The 23784-nt window shown below is 71.0% G+C and carries 23 protein-coding genes and 1 pseudogene; 14 read left to right on the top strand and 10 right to left on the bottom strand.

What is annotated here, in order from left to right; genetic code table 11:
* Positions 1-81 precede the first annotated feature (81 nt).
* The 3 genes from HW130_RS01550 to HW130_RS01540 all read left to right on the top strand — a co-directional run bounded on the left by HW130_RS01550 (position 82) and on the right by HW130_RS01540 (position 2649).
* On the top strand, positions 82-906 hold the full coding sequence (locus tag HW130_RS01550; protein ID WP_177147484.1) for an isocitrate lyase/phosphoenolpyruvate mutase family protein: 825 nt from the start codon (positions 82-84) through the stop codon (positions 904-906).
* Between the two features lie 178 nt (positions 907-1084).
* Positions 1085-1609 carry a DUF4396 domain-containing protein gene (locus HW130_RS01545; protein ID WP_177147483.1) on the top strand — a complete coding sequence of 175 codons (525 nt, stop codon included), beginning with the start codon at positions 1085-1087 and terminating at the stop codon, positions 1607-1609.
* A 227-nt stretch (positions 1610-1836) separates the two neighbouring features.
* On the top strand, positions 1837-2649 hold the full coding sequence (locus HW130_RS01540; RefSeq protein WP_309140285.1) for a hypothetical protein: 813 nt from the start codon (positions 1837-1839) through the stop codon (positions 2647-2649).
* Between the two features lie 94 nt (positions 2650-2743).
* On the opposite strand, the gene HW130_RS01535 is transcribed toward HW130_RS01540, so the two are convergent.
* Positions 2744-3160, bottom strand: a complete 417-nt coding sequence (locus HW130_RS01535) for an SsgA family sporulation/cell division regulator (RefSeq protein ID WP_177147482.1) — start codon at positions 3158-3160, stop codon at positions 2744-2746.
* Positions 3161-3348: 188 nt separating this feature from the next.
* Between HW130_RS01535 and HW130_RS01530 the strand changes: the two genes are divergently transcribed.
* Entirely contained in the window at positions 3349-4452 is a 1104-nt protein-coding gene (locus HW130_RS01530; RefSeq protein WP_256355731.1) for an oxidoreductase, read from the top strand.
* Positions 4453-4462: 10 nt separating this feature from the next.
* Here the strand turns inward: HW130_RS01530 and HW130_RS01525 are convergent, their stop codons facing one another.
* Positions 4463-4762: a YciI family protein gene (locus HW130_RS01525; RefSeq protein WP_177147481.1), complete on the bottom strand. Its 300-nt coding sequence runs from the start codon at positions 4760-4762 to the stop codon at positions 4463-4465.
* Positions 4763-4802: 40 nt separating this feature from the next.
* Here HW130_RS01525 and HW130_RS01520 point away from each other — a divergent pair, with 40 nt between their 5' ends.
* Positions 4803-5495 carry an endonuclease V gene (locus HW130_RS01520; RefSeq protein ID WP_177147480.1) on the top strand — a complete coding sequence of 231 codons (693 nt, stop codon included), beginning with the start codon at positions 4803-4805 and terminating at the stop codon, positions 5493-5495.
* 341 nt (positions 5496-5836) lie between these two features.
* Here HW130_RS01520 and HW130_RS01515 read toward each other — a convergent pair whose 3' ends face one another.
* Complete coding sequence (locus tag HW130_RS01515; protein ID WP_177147479.1) at positions 5837-7036, bottom strand: trans-acting enoyl reductase family protein; 1200 nt, start codon at positions 7034-7036, stop codon at positions 5837-5839.
* A gap of 245 nt (positions 7037-7281) precedes the next feature.
* On the opposite strand from HW130_RS01515, the gene HW130_RS01510 reads away from it, so the two are divergent.
* From HW130_RS01510 to HW130_RS01495, 4 genes are read left to right on the top strand one after another with little or no spacing between them, the layout of a single operon-like run.
* Positions 7282-8403, top strand: a complete 1122-nt coding sequence (locus tag HW130_RS01510; RefSeq protein WP_177147478.1) for a CaiB/BaiF CoA-transferase family protein — start codon at positions 7282-7284, stop codon at positions 8401-8403.
* Entirely contained in the window at positions 8400-9542 is a 1143-nt protein-coding gene (locus HW130_RS01505) for an acyl-CoA dehydrogenase family protein (RefSeq protein WP_177147477.1), read from the top strand. Before HW130_RS01510 ends, HW130_RS01505 begins: the two co-directional genes overlap by 4 nt.
* A 46-nt stretch (positions 9543-9588) precedes the next feature.
* On the top strand, positions 9589-10803 hold the full coding sequence (locus HW130_RS01500) for an acetyl-CoA C-acetyltransferase (RefSeq protein WP_177147476.1): 1215 nt from the start codon (positions 9589-9591) through the stop codon (positions 10801-10803).
* Between the two features lie 37 nt (positions 10804-10840).
* Positions 10841-13015, top strand: coding sequence for a 3-hydroxyacyl-CoA dehydrogenase NAD-binding domain-containing protein (locus HW130_RS01495; RefSeq protein WP_177147475.1), 2175 nt, complete (start codon positions 10841-10843; stop codon positions 13013-13015).
* 77 nt (positions 13016-13092) lie between these two features.
* On the opposite strand, the pseudogene HW130_RS01490 reads toward HW130_RS01495, so the two are convergent.
* Both HW130_RS01490 and HW130_RS01485 read right to left on the bottom strand, forming a co-directional pair.
* Positions 13093-13311, bottom strand: a pseudogene (locus HW130_RS01490) (DUF2087 domain-containing protein); the annotation flags it as partial.
* Between the two features lie 22 nt (positions 13312-13333).
* Complete coding sequence (locus tag HW130_RS01485) at positions 13334-14080, bottom strand: MerR family transcriptional regulator (protein WP_177147474.1); 747 nt, start codon at positions 14078-14080, stop codon at positions 13334-13336.
* A gap of 113 nt (positions 14081-14193) precedes the next feature.
* Between HW130_RS01485 and HW130_RS01480 the strand changes: the two genes are divergently transcribed.
* On the top strand, positions 14194-14670 hold the full coding sequence (locus tag HW130_RS01480; RefSeq protein ID WP_177147473.1) for a macro domain-containing protein: 477 nt from the start codon (positions 14194-14196) through the stop codon (positions 14668-14670).
* A gap of 61 nt (positions 14671-14731) precedes the next feature.
* A complete protein-coding gene (locus HW130_RS01475) occupies positions 14732-15430 on the top strand; it encodes a hypothetical protein (protein WP_177147472.1) in 699 nt (232 codons plus the stop codon).
* Between the two features lie 82 nt (positions 15431-15512).
* Here the strand turns inward: HW130_RS01475 and HW130_RS01470 are convergent, their stop codons facing one another.
* Positions 15513-16592 carry a S1 family peptidase gene (locus tag HW130_RS01470; RefSeq protein WP_177147471.1) on the bottom strand — a complete coding sequence of 360 codons (1080 nt, stop codon included), beginning with the start codon at positions 16590-16592 and terminating at the stop codon, positions 15513-15515.
* A gap of 133 nt (positions 16593-16725) precedes the next feature.
* The gene (sph, locus tag HW130_RS01465; RefSeq protein WP_177147470.1) at positions 16726-17715 is read right to left on the bottom strand and encodes a sphingomyelin phosphodiesterase; all 990 of its coding nucleotides are present in this window, start codon (positions 17713-17715) and stop codon (positions 16726-16728) included.
* A 528-nt stretch (positions 17716-18243) separates the two neighbouring features.
* On the opposite strand from sph, the gene HW130_RS01460 reads away from it, so the two are divergent.
* Entirely contained in the window at positions 18244-18873 is a 630-nt protein-coding gene (locus HW130_RS01460) for a hypothetical protein (protein WP_256355730.1), read from the top strand.
* A gap of 330 nt (positions 18874-19203) precedes the next feature.
* Here the strand turns inward: HW130_RS01460 and HW130_RS01455 are convergent, their stop codons facing one another.
* On the bottom strand, positions 19204-19581 hold the full coding sequence (locus HW130_RS01455) for a DUF5958 family protein (protein WP_309140284.1): 378 nt from the start codon (positions 19579-19581) through the stop codon (positions 19204-19206).
* Between the two features lie 522 nt (positions 19582-20103).
* On the opposite strand from HW130_RS01455, the gene HW130_RS01450 reads away from it, so the two are divergent.
* Positions 20104-20754, top strand: a complete 651-nt coding sequence (locus HW130_RS01450) for a DUF6461 domain-containing protein (RefSeq protein ID WP_177147469.1) — start codon at positions 20104-20106, stop codon at positions 20752-20754.
* A gap of 119 nt (positions 20755-20873) precedes the next feature.
* Here HW130_RS01450 and HW130_RS35540 read toward each other — a convergent pair whose 3' ends face one another.
* The gene (locus HW130_RS35540) at positions 20874-21113 is read right to left on the bottom strand and encodes an SMI1/KNR4 family protein (RefSeq protein ID WP_256355729.1); all 240 of its coding nucleotides are present in this window, start codon (positions 21111-21113) and stop codon (positions 20874-20876) included.
* A gap of 360 nt (positions 21114-21473) precedes the next feature.
* Here HW130_RS35540 and HW130_RS01440 point away from each other — a divergent pair, with 360 nt between their 5' ends.
* Positions 21474-22361 (top strand): oxygenase MpaB family protein, encoded by an 888-nt coding sequence (locus HW130_RS01440; protein ID WP_177147468.1) that lies wholly within the window; start codon positions 21474-21476, stop codon positions 22359-22361.
* Here the strand turns inward: HW130_RS01440 and HW130_RS01435 are convergent.
* Positions 22333-23733: a GH1 family beta-glucosidase gene (locus tag HW130_RS01435; protein WP_177147467.1), complete on the bottom strand. Its 1401-nt coding sequence runs from the start codon at positions 23731-23733 to the stop codon at positions 22333-22335. The genes HW130_RS01440 and HW130_RS01435 overlap by 29 nt on opposite strands.
* Between the last annotated feature and the right edge of the window lie 51 nt (positions 23734-23784).

Raw genomic sequence — 23784 nt, 5'->3', positions numbered from 1 at the left:
ATTTAACGGGCCGCCGGGGCACCCGCGTTGATGACGGAAAACTGCCAGCCACGGCAGGGGAAGCACTGATTGAGTGCGGGCATGACGAACCTTCGTGACCTCGCGCGCCGCTTCCATGCCCTGCACACCCCCGGCCGTCCGCTGCTGCTCCCCAACGCCTGGGACACGGCGAGCGCCCGCATCATCGAGGACGCGGGCGCCGCGGCGATCGCCACCACCAGCGCCGGCGTCGCCTGGGACCTCGGCACCGCCGACGGCGACCGGCTGGAGGGGGCCGCGGCTCTCGCCCAGGTGGCGCGTATCGCCTCGGCCGTCGGCGTGCCGGTCACGGCGGACATCGAGGGCGGCTACGCGGCCGACGCCGACGGCGTCGCCGCGACCGTGCGCGCCGTGCTGGACGCGGGTGCCGTGGGCGTCAACATCGAGGACGGCCTGCGCCCGGCCGACGAGCACGTCCGCCGGATCACGGCGGCGCGGGCCGCGGCGGACGCGGCGGAGGTCCCCCTCTTCGTCAACGCCCGCATCGACGTCTACCTCGCGGGAATCGGCACGGAGGCGGACCGGCTGGACGAGACGCTCCGGCGGGCCGCGGACTGCGTCGCCGCCGGAGCGGACGGGATCTTCGTACCGGGCGTGGTCGACCCGGGGACCGTGGAGGCGCTGGCCAAGGGGATCGACGCGCCGCTGAACGTGATGGCGGGCCCGGGCGCGCCCGACGCCGCCGAGCTGGGCCGGCGCGGGGCGGCGCGCGTCAGCGTCGGGTCGGGTATCGCGCAGGCCGCCCACGCCGTGGTGCGCCGGGCCGCCGCCGAGCTGCTGGAGACGGGCACGTACACGGCACTGACCGACGGTGAGGACTACGGGCGGCTCAACGCCCTGATGGGGGAGCGCCGGAGCGACCGCTAGGGTCTTTCGCGCGCCTCGCCGACCCGATACCGACCTCTCGGCCGGCGTCCGCTCGCCACCGCTCACACAGCGGCGTACGCAAAGAAGGAACGCGCGCCTGGGAAATACCCTGGGGGTTGTTGTGGTGTGAGTTTCAGTGGGAGGGCCACACTGAAAGGTGGGATTGGGGTGAAGGGCCATGGATCACAGCACTCACCACAGCGAAGCCGCGCACGACCACGTCCTGCACGAGGACCACCATGCTCACGCCGACCATGCGATGCCCGGCGGAGCGTCCTGGGGCACGGCGGCGAAGGCGACGCTGCACTGTCTGACCGGGTGCGCGATCGGCGAGATCCTGGGCATGGTCATCGGTACCGCCCTGCTGTGGGGCAACGTGCCCACTATGGCTCTCGCGATCGCGCTCGCGTTCCTCTTCGGTTACTCCTTCACGCTGTTCGCCGTCATCCGGGCCGGCCTGAACCTGAAGACCGCGATCAAGGTGGCCCTCGCCGCCGACACCGTTTCCATCGCCGTGATGGAGCTGGTGGACAACGTCATCATCGCCTTGACCCCCGGCGCGATGGACGCCCACCTCTCGGACGGGCTGTTCTGGTCGGCGCTGCTCGGCGGATTCGCCGTCGCCTTCCTGATCACGACCCCGGTCAACAAGTGGATGATCGGCCGCGGCAAGGGCCACGCCGTCGTCCACGCCTACCACTGATGAGAGCGGTCACCAGATTGAGGTGCCAGGTAATGCAGCCGCCTGGCGTTCCGGGAAGCTCTTGATTCGTACCCCCTTGGGGTAATGCGGGCTGAGGTGATGGTCCCGGGCGCTCGGCGCCAGCCTTGACGAGAGAGCATGAACACTGCCGCCGAGATCGGCCTCTACGGCGCCGTCCTCGCGGCCACGTTCGGTCCCCGCACGCCAACCATCAGAGGGACACAGCGATGAACCACGGCAGCGGCGGCCAGCACGCCGAAAACGTCCCCGCCGTGCCTGGAGGACTGCAGGTCTCCCAGGACGGCTACACCCTCGAGCTGAAGACCCCGCGCATCACGGCCGGCCAGGAAACCCCGCTGCGCTTCGCCATCAAGGACGACAGCGGCAAGCCCGTCACCAAGTACAACGAGGCCCACGGGAAGGACCTGCACCTCATCCTCGCCTCACGCGACCTGAACACCTTCCGCCACCTGCACCCCAGCCTCGAGCCCGACGGCACGTGGAGCACCCCCGTCGACCTGCCCGCGGCAGGCGACTACCGCGTCTTCGCCGACTTCACCCCCGCCGGTCAGGGCGCCCACGCCCTGACCCTCGGTGCGGACCTCGCAGCCGCCGGCTCCTACCAGCCCCGGGACCTGCCCGCACCCAAGGCCACAGCCGAAGTCGACGGCTACACCGTCACCCTGGACGGCGAGCTCGCCGCTGGCACGATGAGCAAGCTGACGCTGAGCGTTGCCCGGAACGGCAAGCCCATCACCGACCTCGAGCCCTACCTCGGTGCCTACGGTCACCTCGTCGCCCTGCGCTTCGGAGACCTCGCCTACCTCCACGTCCACCCCGAAGGTGAGCCCGGCGACGGCACCACCAGGCCCGGGCCCGACATCTCCTTCATGGCCGCCGCCCCCAGCAACGGCTCCTACCGGCTCTTCCTCGACTTCAAGCACGAAGGCACCGTCCGCACCGCCGCCTTCACCGTGCGCACCGCTAGGCCCAGTGCCGGGACCGGACGTCACGGCCGCAGCGGCACCGAGGATCACTGATGTGGCTGTCCGCATACTCGGCGAAGATCCAGCGCGCCCAGCATGGCTGGATCGGTGACCGGGGGCCCTACGCCCACAGGGCGTAGGGGGAGGGTCAGCGGGCGTCGCCCAGCAGCTCGGCGAGGTCGTCGTCGAGGTCCAGGTGCAGATGCTCGCTGCCCGCCGGCACCAGGGCCTGCGCCCGGTCGAGGAAGCGGAGCAGCTCACCGGTGCGGATGTGCACCACCGCGGTGCCCTCGGCGGCGTGGAACTCCAGCACCGTACGGTCGTAGCCGTACGGCCGCACGCGGACGTCGCCGATGCCGGTCGCCGCGCGGACGCCCTCGGCCAGCAGCTCGCGCGAGAAGGCCCACGAGATGTCGGCGCCCTCCAGCGTCGCCGGGGCCGGGAAGTCGATACGCACGGCGAAGGGGTCCCGGCGGTCGTAGTGCAGCGTCGCCAAAACCGACTCCATGCGGGGTGCGGGGGCGACGAGGCGCGCCTGAACGGCCTGCTCGATGACGGTGGGCAAGGCCCGCTCCTTCGTGTGCGGCTCGGTGGGATCGTCCGGCCCGGGGTTCCCGGGCACCACGGAAGACGCCGGAGCAACGGAATCCGTGCATCCGAGTGGTGAGTGAGCTGTGTCACGGCCCCGGCCCCGTGCGGTACGCCGTCTCGCACTCTGGACGGCATAGGGCCCGTGGGCTAGCTTCCAGCGCCATGACGTCCAAGGGGAAGACGAGACGAATGGTGTCGGTGGGGCTGTGCGCGGCTGCGGTTTCCGCGGTGCTCGCCGTACCGGCCCAGGCGGCCCGGCCGGCCGCGGAGGCGGACACGCGCGCGGCCGCGGCGACGCCCGCCTGGAAGCTGAAGGAGACCGGCACCGACGTGCGCTTCCGGGGCCTCGCGCCGGTCAGCCGCAAGGTGGCGTGGGTGGCGGGATCCAAGGGGACGGTGCTGCGCACGGGTGACGGCGGCCGTACCTGGCTGAACGTCTCGCCGCCAGGGGCGGGGGAGCTGGAGTTCCGGGACGTCGAGGCGTTCGACGCCCGCCGGGCCGTCGTTCTCGCCATCGGCGAGGGGGAGGCGTCCCGCGTCCTGCGCACCGACGACGGCGGGAAGACCTGGACCGAGTCGTTCCGCAACACCGATCCGCGAGCCTTCTACGACTGCGTCACCTTCTTCGACCACCGCCACGGGCTCGCCATGAGCGACCCGGTCGACGGCAAGTACCGGATCCTGTCCACCGGTGACGGGGGCCGGTCCTGGAAGGTGCTGCCGAGCGACGGCATGCCGGCCGCCCTGCCGGGCGAGGCGGGCTTCGCCGCGAGCGGCCAGTGCCTGGTCTCCTCCGGCCCGAAGGACGTCTGGCTGGCCACCGGGGGAGGCGCCACGGCCCGGGTCCTGCACTCCGCCGACCGCGGACTGAACTGGAGCGTCGCCGAGTCGACCGTGCCGGCCGGGGATCCCGCGCGCGGAGTCTTCGCCCTCGCCTTCCGCGACCGCGAGCAGGGCATCGCCGTCGGCGGCGACTACCGCAGCGGCGAGGCATCACCCCGGGCCGCGGCCGTCACGGCGGACGGCGGGCGCAGCTGGCGCCAGGCGGCGACACCGCCGCCCGCGTACCGCTCGGGCGTCGCGTGGTTGCCGCACCTGAAGTCGGCGGCACTCGCTGTCGGTCCGACCGGTACCGATCTCACGGTCGACGGCGGCCGCACCTGGCGCACCGTCGACAGCGGATCGTTCGACACCGTCGACTGCACGCCCGACTTCGGGTGCTGGGCGTCGGGCGAGAAGGGCCGGGTCGCGCGCCTGGAGTTCTGACCGGGCGCCGTTACGACGGCAACTGCTGCCGGTAGGGGGCGAGTTCCGGAGCGGTCTTGGTCGCGATGAACTCCGTGATCCGGTAGGTGCACACCTCGCCCATGACGAAGGGGTCGGCCGCCGCGATCCGCTCGATCCGCTCGCGGCCGTCCCCGACGGCGAGGATCACGCCGCCGTCGCGCGGGTTCTTCCGTCCGGAGGCGATGAACACGCCCTCCTCGTAGAGCGCGTCCAGCCACTCGACGTGCGCGTCGAGGAGCTCCTCGACGCGCTCGACGGGAGCGGTGTAGGTCAATTCCATTACGAACATGATCGCCAGGTTACCCGGCGCGGCTTAGGCTGATCGGACCATGGAGATCGTCGACATTCCCGCGGGCTGGCCCGAGACCGAGGCGGCGGCCCTGGCCGTCCAGGACGAACTGCGCACGCGCGTCGTCCTCGACGAGGCCGGGCCGCCGCCCGGCACGGGGCTGGTGACCGGTGTCGACGTGGCGTACGACGACGAGCGGGACATCGTCGCCGCGGCGGCCGTCGTGCTCGACGCCGCGACCCTGGAGGTCGTGGCGCGGTCCACGGCGATCGGCCGGGTCTCTTTCCCTTACGTCCCCGGGCTGCTCGCGTTCCGGGAGATCCCGACGGTGCTGGCCGCGCTGGAGTCCCTGCCGGTGGGCCCCGGTCTGGTCGTCTGCGACGGCTACGGACGGGCCCATCCACGGCGCTTCGGCCTCGCCAGCCACCTCGGTGTGCTGACGGGGCTGCCGGTGATCGGGGTCGCGAAGAACCCGTTCGTCTTCTCACACGGCGAACTGGGCGACCGGCGCGGTGACTTCGCGCCGCTGCGCGCCGAGGACGGCGAGGAGGTGGGACGGGCGCTGCGGACGCAGTCGGGTGTGAAGCCGGTGTACGTCTCGGTCGGCCACCGGGTGATGCTGGACGCGGCCTGCGCACATGTGCTGCGCCTGGCGCCGCGCTTCCGCGTCCCGGAGACGACCCGCCACGCGGACGCGCTGTGCCGCCGCGCCTTGCGCGAGGCGACGCCGTAACCCTCGGGGCGCTGCCCCGAACCCTGCGCCTCAATCGCCGGCGGGGCTGGTTGTGCGCGGCGCTCCTGTGCAGGGCTCGTGCCTCAAGCGCCGACGGGGCTGGATTTCGCTGCGCGAAATCATCGTCTGGGGGCACTCCCCCTGGCTTCGCGGGGCCCTAGCCACGGCTGCCAGGCCGTAGGGGAGTTCGAGGACACGCGCGAAGCGCGGTACGGGTCCCGGGCGGAGCCCAGTTCACGATGGGGGTACCGCCCACGGCCGCCAGGCCGTAGGGGAAGGGCGGGGTGGGGGAACGGCCCCGCGCAGCGGCCCCCACCTCGCCCCCCACCCCGCAGCGCCCCCTACCGCACCGCCGCCACCCGGAACCGCACCCCCCGCACCCGCAGCCGGTCCAGCAGCGCGTCGCCCATCGCCACCGCCGTGGTCAACTGGCCCCCGCCCGAAGTCAGTTCGTCGAAGGCGAGACACAGCGCCGACTCCGCCAGGATCTTCGCCGTCTCGTCGTACCCGGGGTCCCCGCCCGACACCTCCGTGAACACGCGGCGGCCACCGCCCTCGCCCACGAAGCGGACCGAGAACCAGCTCTTCGCGCGGCGCTGCGGGCTCGGGCCCTCGCCCGGTGCGTAGCGGCTCATCAACCACCTGCGCGCGGCCGGGATCTGGGCGAGGGCGAAGCCCGCACCCACAGCCGCCGGGCCGGCGAGCGCCACCGGCAGCGACGCGACCGCCGCGTAGTGGCGGTAGCGGAAGTCCGGGCCGTAACGCTCCAGCGCGCGCGCCGAACGCGCCACGATCTGCCGGTCGATCGTCGGCAGCGGCAGCGCCCACGCGCCCGTCTCCCGGTTGAAGTGCGGTGTCCCCAGCGGTGCGCGGGCGCGCCGCCCGACCAGCCGCGGCTCGTGCAGCCGGCGCTCGTGCCCGGCGCGCAGCGTCTCGCGGCCGCGCGCCATGGCCGTGAGCGCCGAGGCCATGGTCCCGCCGGAGAACATCGCGTTGGAGCTGACGAACCCGTCGACCTTCAGCGGCACCCCCTCGGGCAGCTGCCGCACCGTGAAGAAGGCGCCCAGGTCGTGCGGGACCGAGTCGAAGCCGCAGGCGTGGACGAGGCGCGCGCCGGTCTCGCGGGCACGCGCGTCGTGGCGCACGAACATCGCGTCCACGAACTCCGGCTCGCCCGTCAGATCCGCGTAGTCCGTCCCGGCCTCGGCGCACGCGGCCACCAGGGCCTCGCCGTACAGGACGTAGGGGCCGACCGTCGTCGCGACGACCCGTGCCGACTCGGCCATCTCCCGCAGCGCGCGGGGGTCGTCCGCGTCGGCCTCGACCAGGGGCAGGTCCGCGCACGAGGGAGCGATGACGGCGAGGCGCTCGCGCAGCCGTTCCAGCTTCGCCCGGCTGCGGCCCGCGATCGCCCACCGGCAGTCGGCCGGCGCGTACCGCGCCAGGTACTCGGCGGTGAGCTGTCCGACGAACCCGGTCGCCCCGAAGAGCACGATGTCGTAGGGGCGCTGCGCGCGACCGGTCCCGTTCTGGCTGTCCAATGGCTCCTCCGCCGTCGGGGGCTGTCCGGCGGATCAGGGCACGGGGCCAGAACGCCGATGTCGGTGGCTGAGGCTAGCGCGCCGCGCGGCCCCGCAGAAGAAGCGTTTCCCATCGGTAACCTGGCGTTGTCCGTGCATCTAAGCGCTTGCTCTCCCGGAGCCCTTGTGCGGAGTGGAACACGTTCTTACCATCACTGGTGTTACATCAGTTGTGTCACACTGCTGGGGGCTGGATGACAGCGTCAATGAACGGCCCACTGGCCGGGGTTCGCGTGGTGGAGCTGGCGGGCATCGGGCCCGGCCCGTTCGCCGCCATGCTCCTGGCCGACCTCGGGGCCGACGTCGTGCGGATCGACCGCCCCGGAGGCGCGGGACTCGGTATCGATCCGGCCTACGACCTCACCAACCGCAACAAGCGTTCGGTGCTGATCGACCTCAAGGCCGAGGACGGGCCCGGCCAGGTCCTCGGCCTGGTCGAGCGGGCCGACGTGCTGATCGAGGGCTACCGCCCCGGTGTCGCCGAACGGCTCGGCGTCGGCCCGGACGTGTGCCTGGCCCGCAATCCGCGGCTGGTCTACGGGCGGATGACCGGCTGGGGACAGGACGGCCCGCTCGCCCACCGGGCCGGCCACGACATCGGCTACATCGCCCTCACCGGCACGCTCTCCATGATCGGCAAGGACGGCGAGCCGCCCGTCGTCCCGGCCAACCTGGTCGGCGACTACGCGGGCGGCTCGCTCTATCTCGTCATCGGTGTGCTCGCCGCCCTCCAGCACGCCCGCACCGAGGGCGGCACGGGCCAGGTCGTGGACGCGGCCATCGTCGACGGCGCCGCCCACCTGGCCACGATGATCCACGGCATGATGGCGGCCGGCGGCTGGCAGGACCGCCGAGGCGCCAACCTGCTCGACGGCGGATGCCCCTTCTACGGCGCCTACGAGACGGCCGACGGCGGGTACATGGCGGTCGGCGCGCTGGAGCAGCGGTTCTACGACGAGTTCACCGACTTGCTCGGCATCAGGGACGAGATCCCGGCCCGCAAGGACTTCGACCGCTGGGACGAGCTGCGCGAGGCGATCGCCGCCCGCTTCAGGACCCGTACCCGCGCCGAGTGGACCGCGGTTTTCGAGGGCTCGGACGCCTGCGTCGCGCCCGTCCTCTCGCTGCGCGAAGCCCCCGCGCACCCCCACATCGCAGCGCGCGGCACCTTCACCGACCACGGGGGCATCACCCAGCCCGCGCCCGCGCCGCGGTTCTCCGCCACGCCCGGGGCCGTGAGGCGGCCGCCGGCGATGCCCGGCGCGCACACGGCGGAGGTCGCCCGTGACTGGGACGTGCCCCTGACCGATCCGCAGGAGGACCGTTGAAGCGCCAGATCTTCACCGCCGACCACGAGGCTTTCCGCGAGACCGTCCGCACCTTCCTCGCCAAGGAGGTGCTGCCGCACTACGAGCAGTGGGAGAAGGACGGCATCGTCAGCCGGGACGCCTGGCGCGCGGCGGGCCGGCAGGGCCTCCTCGGCCTCGCCGTGCCGGAGGAGTACGGAGGCGGCGGCAACGACGACTTCCGCTACGCCGCCGTGCTGCACGAGGAGTTCACCCGCGCCGGCGCGCCCGGACTGGCGATCGGGCTGCACAACGACATCATCGGCCCGTACCTGACCTCCCTCGCCACGGACGAGCAGAAGCGCCGCTGGCTGCCCGGCTTCTGCACCGGCGAGACCATCACGGCCATCGCCATGACCGAACCGGGCGCGGGCTCCGATCTCCAGGGCATCCGCACCACCGCCGAGGACCGCGGCGACCACTGGGTGCTGCGCGGCTCCAAGACCTTCATCTCCAACGGAATCCTCGCCGACCTCGTCGTCGTCGTCGCGAGGACCACCCCGGAGGGAGGCGCGCACGGCCTCTCGCTGCTCGTCGTCGAGCGCGGCATGGAGGGCTTCGAACGCGGCCGCAACCTCGACAAGATCGGCCAGAAGTCCCAGGACACGGCCGAGCTGTTCTTCCACGACGTACGCGTCCCCAAGGAGAACCTCCTCGGCGAACTGAACGGCGCCTTCGTCCACCTGATGACCAACCTGGCGCAGGAGCGGATGGCGATAGCCGTCGCCGGGATCGCCGCTGCCGAGCACCTGCTGGAGATCACGACCGCGTACGTGAAGGAGCGGGAGGCGTTCGGACGGCCGCTCTCCAGGCTCCAGCACATCCGCTTCGAGATCGCCGAGCTGGCCACCGAATGCGCCGTCACCCGCGCCTTCCTCGACCGCTGCATCGCCGACCACGCGGCCGGCGAGCTGGACGCCGTGCACGCGTCCATGGCCAAGTGGTGGGCGACCGAGCTGCAGAAGCGCGCCGCCGACCGGTGCCTCCAGCTCCACGGCGGGTACGGCTACATGAGCGAGTACCGCGTCGCCAGGGCGTTCACGGACGGCCGCATCCAGACCATCTACGGCGGGACGACCGAGATCATGAAGGAGATCATCGGCCGCTCCCTGCTCAGCTGACTCCACCTCCGAACACGGCCCCACCCTCGTCGAAAGGCTCCAGACAGTGAGCACCGAAGCGTATGTGTACGACGCCATCCGTACCCCCCGGGGGCGCGGAAAGGCCAACGGCGCCCTGCACGGCACCAAGCCGATCGACCTCGTCGTCGGCCTGATCCACGAGATCGAGCGCCGGTTCCCGGGTCTCGACCCGGCCGCGATCGACGACATCGTGCTCGGCGTCGTCGGCCCGGTCGGCGACCAGGGTTCCGACATCGCCCGCATCGCGGCGATCGCCGCCGGACTGCCCGACACGGTCGCGGGCGTCCAGGAGAACCGCTTCTGCGCCTCCGGCCTCGAGGCCGTCAACATGGCCGCGATGAAGGTCCGGTCCGGCTGGGAGGACCTCGTCCTCGCCGGTGGCGTCGAGGCGATGTCGCGCGTCCCCATGGCCTCCGACGGCGGGGCCTGGTTCGCCGACCCGATGACCAACTACGACACCGGCTTCGTCCCCCAGGGCATCGGCGCCGACCTGATCGCCACCCTCGGCGGCTGGTCGCGCCGCGATGTCGACGAGTACGCGGCGCTGTCGCAGGAGCGCGCCGCCGCGGCGTGGAAGGACGGCCGCTTCGAGCGCTCGGTCGTCCCGGTCCGCGACCGCAACGGCCTCGTCGTCCTCGACCACGACGAGCACATGCGCCCCGGGACGACCGCCGACTCCCTCGCCGCGCTGAAGCCGTCCTTCGCGGACATCGGCGACCTCGGCGGCTTCGACGCCGTCGCGCTGCAGAAGTACCACTGGGTGGAGAAGATCGACCACGTCCACCACGCGGGCAACTCCTCGGGCATCGTCGACGGCGCCGCCCTCGTCGCCATCGGCAACAAGGAGGTCGGCGAGCGCTACGGCCTCACCCCGCGTGCCCGGATCGTCTCCGCCGCCGTCTCCGGCTCCGAGCCGACCATCATGCTCACCGGCCCCGCCCCCGCCTCCCGCAAGGCGCTCGGCCGCGCCGGCCTGAGCATCGACGACATCGACCTCGTCGAGATCAACGAGGCGTTCGCCGGCGTCGTGCTGCGCTTCGCCCAGGACATGGGCCTCTCGCTCGACAAGGTCAACGTCAACGGCGGCGCGATCGCCATGGGCCACCCGCTCGGAGCGACCGGCGCGATGATCCTCGGCACCCTCGTCGACGAACTGGAGCGCCAGGACAAGCGGTACGGCCTCGCCACCCTGTGCGTGGGCGGAGGCATGGGCATCGCCACCGTCGTCGAGCGTCTCTGACCACCCGTCCTTCCCGCCTTACGGAGCAGCCACCACCATGAGCGAGTCCACCACCATCCGCTGGGAACAGGACGAGACCGGCGTCGTCACCCTCGTCCTCGACGACCCCGACCAGTCCGCCAACACCATGAACGAGGCCTTCCGGGCCTCCATCACCGCGATCGCCGACCGCGTGGAGGCCGGGCAGGACTCCATCCGCGGCATCGTCTTCACCTCCGCCAAGAAGACCTTCTTCGCCGGCGGCGATCTGAAGCTGATGATCCAGGCCGGTCCCGAGGACGCGCAGTCCGTCTTCGAGGGCGGCATGGCCATCAAGCGCGCCCTGCGCCGTATCGAGACCATCGGCAAGCCCGTCGTCGCGGCCGTCAACGGCGCGGCGCTCGGCGGCGGTTACGAGATCGCCCTCGCCTGCCACCACCGCATCGCGCTCGACGTCTCCGGCTCCAAGATCGGCCTGCCCGAGGTCACCCTGGGCCTGCTGCCCGGCGGCGGCGGTGTCACCCGCACCGTACGGCTCATGGGCATCGCCGACGCGCTGCTGAAGGTGCTCATCCAGGGCACCCAGTACTCGCCGAAGCGCGCTCTGGAGAACGGCCTGGTCCACGAACTGGCCGCCACCCCCGAGGAGATGCTGGCCAAGGCCCGCGCCTTCATCGACGCCAACCCGGTCTCCCAGCAGCCGTGGGACGTCAAGGGCTACAAGATCCCCGGCGGCACCCCGTCGAACCCGAAGTTCGCCGCCAACCTGCCCGCCTTCCCCGCGAACCTGAAGAAGCAGACCGCGGGCGCCCCCTACCCGGCGCCGCGCAACATCCTCGCGGCCGCCGTCGAGGGCTCCCAGGTCGACTTCGAGACCGCGCAGGTCATCGAGTCCCGGTACTTCACCGAGCTGGTCACCGGCCAGACGTCGAAGAACATGACGCAGGCGTTCTTCTTCGACCTGCAGGCCGTCAACGCGGGCCGCAGCCGCCCGGACGGCATCGAGCCGCGCCCCGTCCGCAAGGTCGCCGTCCTCGGCGCGGGCATGATGGGCGCGGGCATCGCCTACTCCTGCGCCCTCGCCGGCATCGAGGTGGTCCTCAAGGACGTGTCGGCCGAGGCCGCCGCGAAGGGCAAGGGCTACTCGGAGAAGTTGTGCGCCAAGGCGGTGGCGAGGGGCCGCACCACCCAGGAGAAGGCGGACGCGCTGCTCGCCCGCATCACGCCGACCGCGGAGGCGGCCGACCTCGCGGGCTGCGACGCCGTCATCGAGGCGGTGTTCGAGGACACGGCGCTCAAGCACAAGGTGTTCCAGGAGATCCAGGACGTCATCGAGCCCGACGCCCTCCTGTGCTCCAACACCTCGACGCTGCCCATCACCGTGCTCGCCGAAGGCGTCTCGCGTCCGGACGACTTCATCGGCCTGCACTTCTTCTCGCCGGTCGACAAGATGCCGCTCGTGGAGATCATCAAGGGCGAGCGCACCGGCGACGAGGCACTGGCCCGCGCGTTCGACCTGGTCCGGCGGATCAACAAGACGCCGATCGTCGTCAACGACTCCCGCGGCTTCTTCACCTCGCGGGTCATCGGCCAGTTCATCAACGAGGGTGTGGCGATGGTCGGCGAGGGCGTCGACCCCGTCTCCGTCGAGCAGGCCGCGGCCCAGGCCGGCTACCCGGCCAAGGTGCTCTCGCTGATGGACGAGCTGACCCTCACCCTGCCGCGCAAGATCCGCAACGAGACCAGGCGCGCGATCGAGGAGGCGGGCGGCACCTGGGCGGAGCACCCGGCCGAAGCGGTGATCGACCGGATGGTCGACGAGTTCGGCCGCACCGGCCGCAGCGGCGGCGCCGGTTTCTACGACTACGACGAGGACGGCAAGCGCACCGCGCTGTGGCCGGGCCTGCGCGAGCACTTCACCCGCGAGGACGCCGGGATCCCGTTCGAGGACATGCAGGAGCGCATGCTCTTCTCCGAGGCTCTGGACACGGTCCGCTGCATCGAGGAGAACGTCCTGACCTCGGTCGCCGACGCCAACATCGGCTCCATCATGGGCATCGGCTTCCCGGCCTGGACGGGCGGTGTGCTGCAGTACATCAACGGCTACGAGGGCGGCCCTGCCGGCTTCGTGGCGCGCGCCCGTGAGCTGGCCGACCGGTACGGCGAGCGCTTCCAGCCGCCCGCTCTGCTGCTGGAGAAGGCGGAGCGGGGCGAGGTCTTCACCGACGCCTGACACGCTGCCCCGATGAGGGCGGTGGAAGTCCTCGCCCGGCGGGTCGCGGCCACGGCTCCGACCCGCCGGGCACCGCGCCCGAGGATTCGTCCGTAGGGGCGCAGCGCGGCGCAGTCGTCGTGCACCGTCAGCAGCACGTCGTTGACCTCGCGCTCGGTGTAGTCGCGGTCCCGCTCGAAGAGCGTCTGCGCCAGGTGCGTGAGCACCTGCTCGCGCCGCGCGGGCTTGCGGGGGACAGCCGTCAGCCGGCCCTCGTGCTGGTTCCTTGATCGGACATGGGGGGCAGCCTCGACCACCGCCCGGCGCGCGGCAAGGCGTTCACGCGCTGCGCTCCGCGGGCCCGCCGGCGCCGAACGCCTCGCGCAGTTCCTCCCGCAGCGAGCGCTGGAACGCCGTCACCAGCGCCTGGATCACCATCGGCTGCATGTGCGCGGACAGCGACTTCATCGCCGCCACATGGTCCGGGTCCGACTCGCGCTCGCGATAGGGGCCCCAGACCTCGTCGCGGAACAGGCGCGTCAGGTCCTGCGCCGCGGCCCGCGCGTGGCCCAGCAGGACGGTGCGGGACGCGAGAATGGTCTCGTGCGCGATGGGCACGTCCAGCAGTTCGACGCCGAGGCGCAGCAGCGAGCCGTCGAGCCGGAACGCGTCCCCGTCGGTACGGTCCAGCACACCCATCGCGGCGAGCCGGTCCACGTCCTGCTCCGACAGCGGCCGGCCGGCCCGCCGTTCCAGCTCCTGCCGGGTCACCTCCTCGGCCGACTCGGGTGCCCACGAGGCGACCAGGGCGCGGTGGATGGCGAGGTCCTGGGCGCTCAGGTCCGCGGGCAGCTGCTCCAGATAGCGCTCGATGGCCGCCAGCGTCATGCCTTGGTGCTGCAGTTCCTCGATGAGGGCCAGCCGGGACAGGTGGTCGGAGCCGTAGTGCCCCACGCGCCGGGGGCCGATCACGGGCGGCGGCAGCAGACCGCGCGTGCTGTAGAAGCGGATGGTGCGCACGGTGACCCCGGCGCGCGCGGCCAGTTCGTCGACGGTGAGCGTCGGCTCCTCGGTCTCGGTCGCCATGACCCTCCTTCTGCTGAACCGCACCGGTGCAACAGTATTGCTGTCTCACCATCGTTGTGAAAGTCGGGCGCTTGAGGCAGGGCGTTGTCAGAGGTGCATCGTACGGTTGTGCCATGTCCGAGATCAGATACGTCCGGGGGGACGCCACCGTGCCGCAGGCCAAAGGCGTCAAAATGATCGCGCATGTGTGCAACGACATCGGGGGCTGGGGCAAGGGATTCGTGCTGGCCCTCTCCCGCCGCTGGCCGGAGCCCGAGGCGGCCTACCGCCGCTGGCACCGGCAGCGCGCGGGAAACGACTTCGCCCTGGGCGCGGCCCAGTTCGTCCGGGTCGGCCCGTACCTCTGGGTGGCCAACATGGTGGGCCAGCGGGGTGTGCGCACCGGCAGCAAAGGCGTCCCCGTGCGCTACGAGGCCATCGACACGGCGCTCGCCGCCGTCGCCGGCAAGGCGCTGGAGCTCGGTGCCTCGGTCCACATGCCGCGCATCGGCTGCGGGCTGGCGGGCGGCACGTGGTCGCGGATCGAGCCGCTGATAGCCGCCCGGCTCACGGCACGCGGCATCGACGTCACCGTCTACGACCACGACTGACCGGCGGCGTCGTCCCCCGGGCAGCGATCTAGGATGGTCGGCGGCCTTCACGGGGGAGCACATGGCGACGACGACGTACTCACTGGTCAACACGGGACGGGGCGGCCTGCGCGGCGCATACAAGGACCTGCCGCGGAACGGCGGGCTGCCCATCCTGATCGTGGCGAAGGAGGGCGGTGGCGCACCGCCGCGGCCGGTCGCCGTGCTGCAGCGTGACCACGGCGCGGGTGCTTTCCACGGTCACGGCACGGCACGCGAGTTCGTCCTCTGGTCCGGCGACGAGCGAGGCGAACTGCTGGCCAGGGTGACCACCGAATCCGTCGCCGGCCCCCGGGCGGTCTACCGCGTCGACGACCCGGCCGGCACGGCCATCGGCCGTATACGGATGCGCCGCGGATCACTCCTCGCGTTCCGCCGCACCCGCTGGACCGTCGAGCCCGCGAACGGCCGCCCCGCGCAGGGGGCCGCCGGGCGGCTGTTCTGGTGGGCCATGTGGTGGACGGTGTTCATGCCGTGGAACATCGTCGTGATCATCGGTTCCTTCACCGGCCTCGCCGAGGACCCGGTGACCTGCCCGCGACGGCTGACCTTGCGGGACGGGTCGGGCCGGGCTCCGCTGGTGTACCGAGGAATGCTCGACGAGTACCGGGCGGCGGCCGGCGTCTGGGACCCCCGGCTGGTGGCGGCCCTGGTGGGCATCCACCAGACGTACACCTCGGTCGCCGCGAGCGACGACACCGACTGGTACGCCAAGGGCTGAGCGTCCCGGCGCGACCCGCTCCGGACGTGATGCGGGGCGCTCCCACGGTCCGTGGGGACGCCCCGCTGCGACGGAACCGAGGTCAGTAGACCGCGACCCCGTACGCGCTCAGCGCCTCGCGCACCGGCTGGTGCAGGGCCGAGCCGCTGGTGCCGGTGCAGCCGGAGCTGCCCGAGTGGATGCCCAGCGCCGTCGAGCCGGCGAAGTGGGCGCCACCGCTGTCACCGCCCGCGGAACAGGCTGTGGTGCGGACCAGGTTGTAGACCGGGCCGTCGCTGTAGTTCACGGTGACGTTGACGGCGGTCACCGTGCCGCTGGTCACCTTCGTGGTGGAGCCGGACTTGCGCAGGGACTGGCCCACGATCGCGTCGGCCGCGGAGCTGATGTCCTGGTAGCTGCCGTTGTACAGGTTGACGTTCCCGGCGGGCGCCGAGCCGTCCGTGTAGCGGACGATGCCGTAGTCGTTGGTCGGGAAGCTGGTGCCCTCACGGGTGCCGATGGACGGCCCGCCGGAGGTGGCCGACCAGCTGCTCGCCGAGTTGGTGCAGTGCCCGGCCGTCAGGAAGTAACGGGTTGTCCCCTTCGAGACGTTAAAGGCGGCCGAGCAGCGGTAGCCGCCGCCGTAGATCGCGTCCCCGCCCGCCACCTCCGCGGTGAAGACGCCGGGCACGCGCGTGATCCGCACACGGTCGCCGAGTGCCGCGGCGACCGTCTTCAGCCGGAGCATGTCGCGGGCCGAGACCGACGAGTCGGCCTCGACCGCGACCTGGTTCGTCCGGGGGTCGATGCCCCACGACGTGCCGGTGATCCGGGCCTTGGCCTGCAGGGTGTCGATCGCGGACCGCAGCTGCGCCGCACTGCGCGAGACGAGCTCGGCGCGGGCGCCGGTCGCCCGTACCTGCTCGGCGGCCTCGGCGTCCGTCACCGTGACCACCAGTTCGCCGCTCGCGGCGTCGAGGTAGGAGCCGGCGGTGCGGTCGCCGAGGGCGCGTTCGAGCGAGCTGTGCTGCGCGTACTGGACGGCGGTCGCCGCGACGCCCGGGGCCGGACCGGCGGCCGGTACCGGGTGGTCGGCGGCCCCCGCCGTGGCGGAGCCGAGTCCGACAGCGGTGAGGGCCAGAAGGGCGGGAAGGCAGATGCGCGCGCGGAGCGTGCGTCTCATCAGGGCTTCTCCTTCTACGAGTCCGTGGGGGGCTTGCCGTGGGGACGGCAATGTGGACTGGACCAGTCCGAACTGCGGACTCAATGTGGCATGGCCCTGACACTGATACAAGGGTGCCGCCGCGCGCTTGCGCTTACCGGCTGGAGGCAATCACCGGATAGTGGTCGGACAGGTTGGTGTACGTGTACGTGGTGCCCCAGCTGGAGACCGACCAGGGCGCACTCTGCTCCTTGATCACCTCATTGGTCCAGCCCGCGGGCCTCGCGTGCCCCGCCCGGTGCAGCACGTAGTCCAGATCCTCGCGCGGGTCGTCGGGGTAGCGGTCGGCGGCGATCGAGTTCTCCTGCGTGTCGAAGGAGTACGGGTGCCCGGTCCGCGCGTCCGCCCCGGCGAAACCGCCGTCGGCGAGCATCCGCGTGTACTCCGGCGTACGGGAGTCGACGTTGAAGTCGCCCGCCACGATCACCTGTTCGGACGCCGGGATGTTCTTGGCGTCCAGGAACGTGTCCACCGCGCGGAACTGACGGCTGCGCATGTCGGCCGCCTCGCCCGCGTCGCACCCCGGATCCGTCGACTGTGCGTGCGTACCCACGACGTGGACCCTCGTGCCGTTCACGTCGAGGACCGTGTAGACGAACCCCTTGTTGGAGTACCAGTCCGCACCGCAGGCGTCCTGGTAGACGTACTGTTCCTTGCGCACGATCGGCCACTTGCTCAGGACCGTGACACCGCCGTCCTCGGGCGTCGTCGCCGAGTACGCGCCGCTCGTCGCGTCCCAGCCGTCCCTGCTGCGGCCCATCACCGGCGTCTGGTGCGGATACCGGTCCGCCGCCCTGCTCTTGAGCGCGTCCGACGAGGAGTTGTCGAACGCCTCCTGGAGCACGACCACGTCGTGGCCCTGGAAGAAGGGAGCCGAGGGTATGGCGGCCGCCCGGTGGTCCTGGCCCCAGTTGGGGTAGAGCGACTTGCTGAACAGGAACGCGTTGTACGTGAGCACCTTCAGTCGCGGGGTGTCCGCGGTGGGTGCGGCGACTGCCGACGGTGCGGTCGCGGCCAGGGTGGTGGCGGCGAGCACGGCGGTCAGGGCTGCGCCGGGGATGCGGCGGAGCGCGGAGTTCAGCACAGGATCTCCTGTTTCCGGTGGGGGTTCGGAGCCGGCCGTACGACCGGCGCCGCACATCAAACCAGCAGAAGTTACCTCCAGGTAATAGCCAGGCGCCCACTTCCTTTCCCCAGGCGCAACGATTGGCTCCGTTCCCCGCTCCGTGCCCCGATCGTGCACCTGGGCGCCCCGTACTCCGCTCGGTTGGCATGGCGAACGCAGGGCATGCGTCGCCAGGCATACGGCCATGCGCATCGCGCCAACTTTCTTCATCGAGAGGCCGCTCGCCCTGCCGCCCGCTCCAAGACGAAGGCCCGGCCAGGGAGATGATCCCCAACCTGGGCCCTTGTGCTGTCAGGACCGCTTCAGGCGTCGCACACTCTTGACACTGGGCCAGGTTCCCGTTGTCCCCGTCGGGGAGCGAAGGGTGCCCGCCAATCGCCGGTGCTGGCGTATACGTCGCCCGCGTGGGACACCTGACGGGGTCAGGACGAGGACCGGTCGTGGAATCGGGGTTCGGAGGACCTGCCGACCTCTACCATCTCGGTCATGAGTGCAACGGTTGTCACCATCGCTTTGGCATTCGTCGGCTACCTCGCGACTTATCTCAACAGCGTACGACTGACACAGCGTCAGGAACGGCTTTTGCGGGTGAACCGCCAGCTCAGCGACTTCTACGGGCCCCTCTTCGCGCTTACGGAGACCAACACCCGAATTTTTAATACGTTCATGGAGCGCACCTCGACGCGACCTGACGGGCGCTCTCCCTTTGCCGTTGGTGGCGAGTCCCCGACGGATGAGGAGCTGGCGGAGTGGCGGTTGTGGGTTACCACGGTGTTCTTGCCGAACATCCGGGCCATGCGCGACATCGTCGTCACCAAGGCAGACCTCCTCGCTGAGTCGCAGGTACCGCCGGTTTTGCTTGAGTTGAGCGTCCATGTCTCTGGGTACGAGATCGTGGTAGCCAAATGGGCAAGTGGCGATCACACGCAGCATCTCTCCAGTGTGCCGTTTCCTGCCGAGGAGCTGGCCCGGTACGCGCGACAGGCATTCATCCGGCTCAAGGAGGAGCAAGGCAGTCTCCTAGGCCGCCGTCGAAGGCACAGCAACGTGCAGCCGGACAACGACGGCGTACGTTGGCGTCGCCTCGACGCCAGGCCCAGTGACATCAGCATCTGACATCAACCGCTGTAACACCCGGCGCACCCCGGGGGACGCCGCCTGGCGGGACCCAACGGGTAGACGCCTGGGCCGATGACGACTGGTTGGCGGCCGCCGACCAGCGCCTGTGCCAGCGAAAACGCAGCCCGCCGAGATCGCTCGAAGACCTAGGGCCTCTCGTTTGGATCATGCCGGGCTCGCGGGGTCTGGCACGCACGCTCGCCGCGTTGTCGTCGGTCGCCATGGCTCCGCCATTGTCTCCCTCCTCCGCCTTGCGATCGCACGCACCAGCCCCCGCTCACTGATCCGGCCTGATCCAAACGAAAGACCCTAGGGCAAGAAGTAGCCCTAGGTTGGATCCTTTGACTGAGCCGACAAGTTGTGCCACTCGTGACCGCATCCGCCGGCGCAGTGCAGCGCCCGCCTGCGGGTGTCCGCGATGCTGAAGAGGGCGACGAGCAGGCGAAATGACTTGGTGAGTTCATAGGCCGGGAGGTCTTCCATCCCGAAGCGCCACTTCGTGAGCATCACCGCAGGCGTGTGGGTGGGGCGGATTCCAGAGCGCGCGATACTCTCCGGAACATCGCCCTCGCGGGCACGGGCCTGCCCGCAGAACAGCACTAGTGTGTGCAAGGCCTTGCGCTGGTCATCCTCCGGCAGGCTGTCGAACCACTCGACACCCTCAGCCGTGGATCTGAGCCCTTGTGCGAGTTCGTTCAGGATCACCTCGTGTGCGTACAACACAGCCTCCCCCCACGTGACCAGGCCGACGGTACGCTCACGACTCCCTGCGGGCAGCACGGTATTACGTTTTCCACGTGCCCTTCCGTGCCCGATGCGTGCCCGACAGGTCGGTAGGCCACGGTCAACAGCGGGTACCGGGAAGAGCCCAAGGCTTCCCCCTGGCACCCGTTGCCGCTGGTCAGGTCGCCAACTTCGCCCGGAGGTACGGTTATTCCCAAGTTCAGAGCGCGGGTTCGATTCCCGTCACCCGCTCCACGAGAAAGTCCCAGGCCAGCGGCCCGGGGCTTCTTTGTTGTCTAGACCGATCCAGGCGTCTCGCGCCCGTGCCAGATGCCGAGGGAGCCGCGCGCGGCCCGGCCCCCGGCCGGGCCTGCGCTCCTGGCTCCGCCCCGCTCCTGGCCCCGGCTCCGCCGGGCGCGCGGCTGGAGCGAGCACACCTGATGCGGTGGCCGAGCTCCCGCCCAACGCCGCTTCACCGACCTCTCTGTAGAGTGCAGCGCCACGGTGACTGAAGCGGACAGCGGAGCGGGGAGAGGCACGGCATTGTGGGATGACCTCGTTGCCCAGTACGCGTGGGCTGATGCAGACGAGCCGGAGGCCTACACCTTCTCCGTGATCTCGGGGAAGACCGAGGACGACGTGATCCGCGCTTTCGGCGGTGATCCGGCAGCGTCTCGGATGATGACATTCGCTGAAGCGGTCGACGAACAGGTCGGTCACCCCTACCCCGACTACGAGCTACTGCGCGTGGCTACCGTCGGGAAGCACGTCATCGCCATCGAGTGGGGTTACCACGGCAGCATTCCGGAGATCGCCAGGCGAGCCTCGGTGGACGGCGGCGAGTTCTTCAGCGTGCACCGGAACATCAACGCCCGCTATCAGGTCATGCACGCGGTCGATGGCCGAGTGGACGGTATGTTCGATCCCTTTGGCCTGGAGGACGCGACCTGGAGGGACCGCCAGCTGGAGGTCCCCGCCTGGGCGGAAGACGTCGCGTTTCGCATGGAGACGCTGTGCGCCGAATCCTTTGCGCTGATGGAACGCATGATGGGTGTTCCAGTCGATCCCGCTTGGATGGACGCCTCGCTCCGCACCACCCTCCTTGCCTCACCTGACACGCTCTTCAGTGACCCGAAAGCGGCGTGGTCCCCGTGACTGCCGACGCAACGGCGGAGCGCATGATGCTCCCGGCGGACTGCGGATGACATCAACGGCGGACACCAACGCCAGCGAATCGGAGCGGGGACGCAGAGGCCGGCATGTCTTTCAAGTGGCTACCGCCACCAGTCGCCGTCGCCCGCGAGGGAGCGGTGCAGGTAGTCCTCCAGTCTCCTTGCAGCCCACAGCCGACTGTCATTCTCGTGGTCCCAGACGAAGATGTCCGAACGCTCGGGCGTAAGGACGAAGGCGAATTGGTCGCCGCCGCTGTTGTCGCCGAAGAACAGCAGCGGATCAAAGGGCATGTACAGGCCCGGGAACGCATCGGGGGACCAGAACAGCAGGTTCTGCTCCACAATCCGATCCAGGGACCAGACGACGTCGGTCCCGGTACTCGCTTACTACCCCGTTCGTCTCCATCAGCAGGGCGCTCAGTTGCGCCGGCAAGACGCGCCCAAGGCGCCGGTCCGCCTCAGCCAGAGCGGTCGCGTCCACGGGTGCCCGGAACTCGACGTCAGGCGAGGCTCCAGCAGCGGCTTCTTTCCACATGGGCGCAGCTTAGGCGGAAGGTCCCACCGCTCCGGGCGCTGGTGCTGTACAGCAGCGCCGTACCGCAGCCCCGACATCCCCCGGTCCGTTTTCACGGGGTGGTGAGTCACACTGGAAGGTGACCGTCACACCGGAAAACCGGACCTCGGCACCACCTGGAGAACCTCATGAGCAGGGCCGCAGCACCCGTCGACCCGCCCCCGCCCGGCGGGGTGCTGTGGAGCCTCGCCGGGGACGTGCGGGCCCTGCTGATGCTCCCCGCCGCGCTCACGCTCCAGGTCGCTCACCCGGCCGTCGGAGCGGGCGTCGACGAGCACTCCGTCTTCCGCACCGACCCCTGGGGCCGCGGCGAACGCTCCCTGCGCTCGCTCCAGCTGTGGATCTACGGCGGCGAGGAAGCGGCCGCCGAGGGCCGGCGGCTGCGCGCGCTGCACCGCACCATCCAGGGCACCGACGCCCACGGCCGCCGCTACCACGCCCTCGACCCCGCCCACTACTCCTGGGTCCACGCCACCGGCTTCCCCGTCTACCGGCACGCCGCCCGCTACCTGGTGCGCCCGCTCACCGAGGCCGAGGAGCGGCAGCTGTACGCCGAGTGGCTCCAGGTCGGCCGCGTCCTCGGCATCCACGACCGGGACATGCCGCAGAGCATCGAGGAGTTCTGGCCCTACTACCGCAAGGTGCTCGCCGACGAGCTGGAGGCGACCGTCGTCGTACGCGAACTCGTCGACGTGCACCAGCGGGTGCCGCCTCCCGACCGGGGCCCGCTGCTCCTGCGGCTCGTCCTGCGGACCCTGTGGCCCGTGCTGCTGCCCCCGCTCGCCCGCTTCCGCCGCTTCATGACCGTCGGGCTGATGCCGCCCGACGCCCGCGAGGCCATCGGCATGGACTGGACGGACGAACAGGAGCGCGCCCTGCGCCGGTTCTGCCGCGTCGTGCGGGTCGTGGTGCCCCTGCTCCCCGAGCGGCTGCGCTACCTGCCGCTCGCCCGGCGGGCCCGGCGCGAGGTCCGCCGGGCCGGCCGGCTCAGGAGCTCAGTCCGCCGCGCGCGATGACGTCCGCGTACCAGTGCGCACTGTCCTTGAACGTGCGCCGTTGGGTCGCGAAGTCCACGTGCACGATGCCGAACCGCTTGCTGTAGCCGTAGGCCCACTCGAAGTTGTCCAGCAGCGACCACAGGAAGTAGCCCCGCACGTCGGCGCCGGCCCCGATCGCCCGGTGCACCGCCGCGAGGTGCGCGCGCAGATAGGCCACCCGCTCCGGGTCCTTCACCGCCCCGGACGGGTCGGCGTAGTCGTCGTACGCGGCCCCGTTCTCGGTGATCACCAGCGGCACGCCCGGCAGGTCGTCGCGCAGCCGGGTCAGCAGCTCGTACAGACCCTCCGCGTCCACGGGCCAGTCCATCGCGGTGCGCGGGCCGGGCGCCGGCACGAAGAGCACGTGCTCCTCGGCGCCCGCCCACGGCGACGGCGCCGGCGACGAACCGGCGGCGACGACGGTGGGGGAGTAGTAGTTGATGCCCAGCGAGTCGATCGGCGCCGACGCCGCCTCCAGATCCCCGTCCCGCACGAACGACCAGTCCGTGACGGCCGCGGTGTCGCGGACCAGGTCCTCAGGGAGCCGGCCGTGGAACACCGGGTCGAGGAAGATCCGGTTGCCGACCGCGTCGATCCGGCGCGCCGCGTCGGCGTCCGCGGCGGAGTCCGAAAGGGGCCGCACCGCGTGGAGGTTGAGCGTGAGCGACACCTCGCACTGCGCGGGCAGCCGGGAGCGGAGCTCCCGCACCGCCCACCCGTGCGCCAGGTTGAAGTGGTGGGCGGCGCGCAGCGAGGCGAGCGGGCTGGTGCGGCCCGGAGCGTGCACCCCGTTGCCGTATCCGAGGAAGGCGGCGCACCATGGCTCGTTGAGCGTCGTCCAGGTCGCCACCCGGTCACCGAGCGCCCCGGCCACGATCCCCGCGTACTCGCCGAAACGCTGCGCCGTCTCGCGCTGCGGCCAGCCGCCGGCGTCCTCGAGCTCCTGCGGCAGGTCCCAGTGGTACAGCGTGGCCACCGGCCGGATGCCGGAGGCGAGCAGCTCGTCGACGAGCCTGCGGTAGAAGTCCAGCCCCTTCTGCACGGCCGGCCCGCGGCCGGTGGGCTGCACCCGCGGCCAGGCGATCGAGAAACGGTAGTCCGTGACGCCGAGCCGTCTCATGAGCGCGATGTCCTCGCTCACGCGGTGGTAGTGGTCGGCGGCGATGTCGCCGGTGTCGCCGTTGCGGACCTTGCCCGGGATGCGGCTGAACGTGTCCCAGATGGACGGGGTGCGCCCGTCCTCCGCTGCCGCACCCTCGATCTGGTACGCCGCTGTGGCCGTGCCCCAGCGGAAGCCCACCGGGAACCGGAGCGTCGCCGTCGTGTCGGGGCGTGCGTCGAGCGCGGTCATGAGGATGAAAACTCCCAGGAGTGAGACGTCGTACGAGAGGGAAATCGCGGG

It is taken from the genome of Streptomyces sp. PKU-EA00015, from assembly GCF_013387495.1.
In the GTDB taxonomy this organism is placed as follows: domain Bacteria; phylum Actinomycetota; class Actinomycetes; order Streptomycetales; family Streptomycetaceae; genus Streptomyces.
This window is presented reverse-complemented; position numbering and strand designations above follow the sequence as displayed.

What these genes read in the sequence shown, in the direction of transcription:
- HW130_RS01550 (WP_177147484.1), top strand. Translation starts at nt 82, where the DNA reads ATGACGAACCTTCGTGACCTCGCGCGCCGCTTCCATGCCCTGCACACC.
- HW130_RS01545 (WP_177147483.1), top strand. Translation starts at nt 1,085, where the DNA reads ATGGATCACAGCACTCACCACAGCGAAGCCGCGCACGACCACGTCCTG.
- HW130_RS01540 (WP_309140285.1), top strand. Translation starts at nt 1,837, where the DNA reads ATGAACCACGGCAGCGGCGGCCAGCACGCCGAAAACGTCCCCGCCGTG.
- HW130_RS01530 (WP_256355731.1), top strand. Translation starts at nt 3,349, where the DNA reads ATGACGTCCAAGGGGAAGACGAGACGAATGGTGTCGGTGGGGCTGTGC.
- HW130_RS01525 (WP_177147481.1), bottom strand. Translation starts at nt 4,762, where the DNA reads ATGTTCGTAATGGAATTGACCTACACCGCTCCCGTCGAGCGCGTCGAG.
- HW130_RS01520 (WP_177147480.1), top strand. Translation starts at nt 4,803, where the DNA reads ATGGAGATCGTCGACATTCCCGCGGGCTGGCCCGAGACCGAGGCGGCG.
- HW130_RS01510 (WP_177147478.1), top strand. Translation starts at nt 7,282, where the DNA reads ATGAACGGCCCACTGGCCGGGGTTCGCGTGGTGGAGCTGGCGGGCATC.
- HW130_RS01495 (WP_177147475.1), top strand. Translation starts at nt 10,841, where the DNA reads ATGAGCGAGTCCACCACCATCCGCTGGGAACAGGACGAGACCGGCGTC.
- HW130_RS01485 (WP_177147474.1), bottom strand. Translation starts at nt 14,080, where the DNA reads ATGGCGACCGAGACCGAGGAGCCGACGCTCACCGTCGACGAACTGGCC.
- HW130_RS01480 (WP_177147473.1), top strand. Translation starts at nt 14,194, where the DNA reads ATGTCCGAGATCAGATACGTCCGGGGGGACGCCACCGTGCCGCAGGCC.
- HW130_RS01475 (WP_177147472.1), top strand. Translation starts at nt 14,732, where the DNA reads ATGGCGACGACGACGTACTCACTGGTCAACACGGGACGGGGCGGCCTG.
- HW130_RS01470 (WP_177147471.1), bottom strand. Translation starts at nt 16,592, where the DNA reads ATGAGACGCACGCTCCGCGCGCGCATCTGCCTTCCCGCCCTTCTGGCC.
- HW130_RS01460 (WP_256355730.1), top strand. Translation starts at nt 18,244, where the DNA reads ATGAGTGCAACGGTTGTCACCATCGCTTTGGCATTCGTCGGCTACCTC.
- HW130_RS01440 (WP_177147468.1), top strand. Translation starts at nt 21,474, where the DNA reads ATGAGCAGGGCCGCAGCACCCGTCGACCCGCCCCCGCCCGGCGGGGTG.
- HW130_RS01435 (WP_177147467.1), bottom strand. Translation starts at nt 23,733, where the DNA reads ATGACCGCGCTCGACGCACGCCCCGACACGACGGCGACGCTCCGGTTC.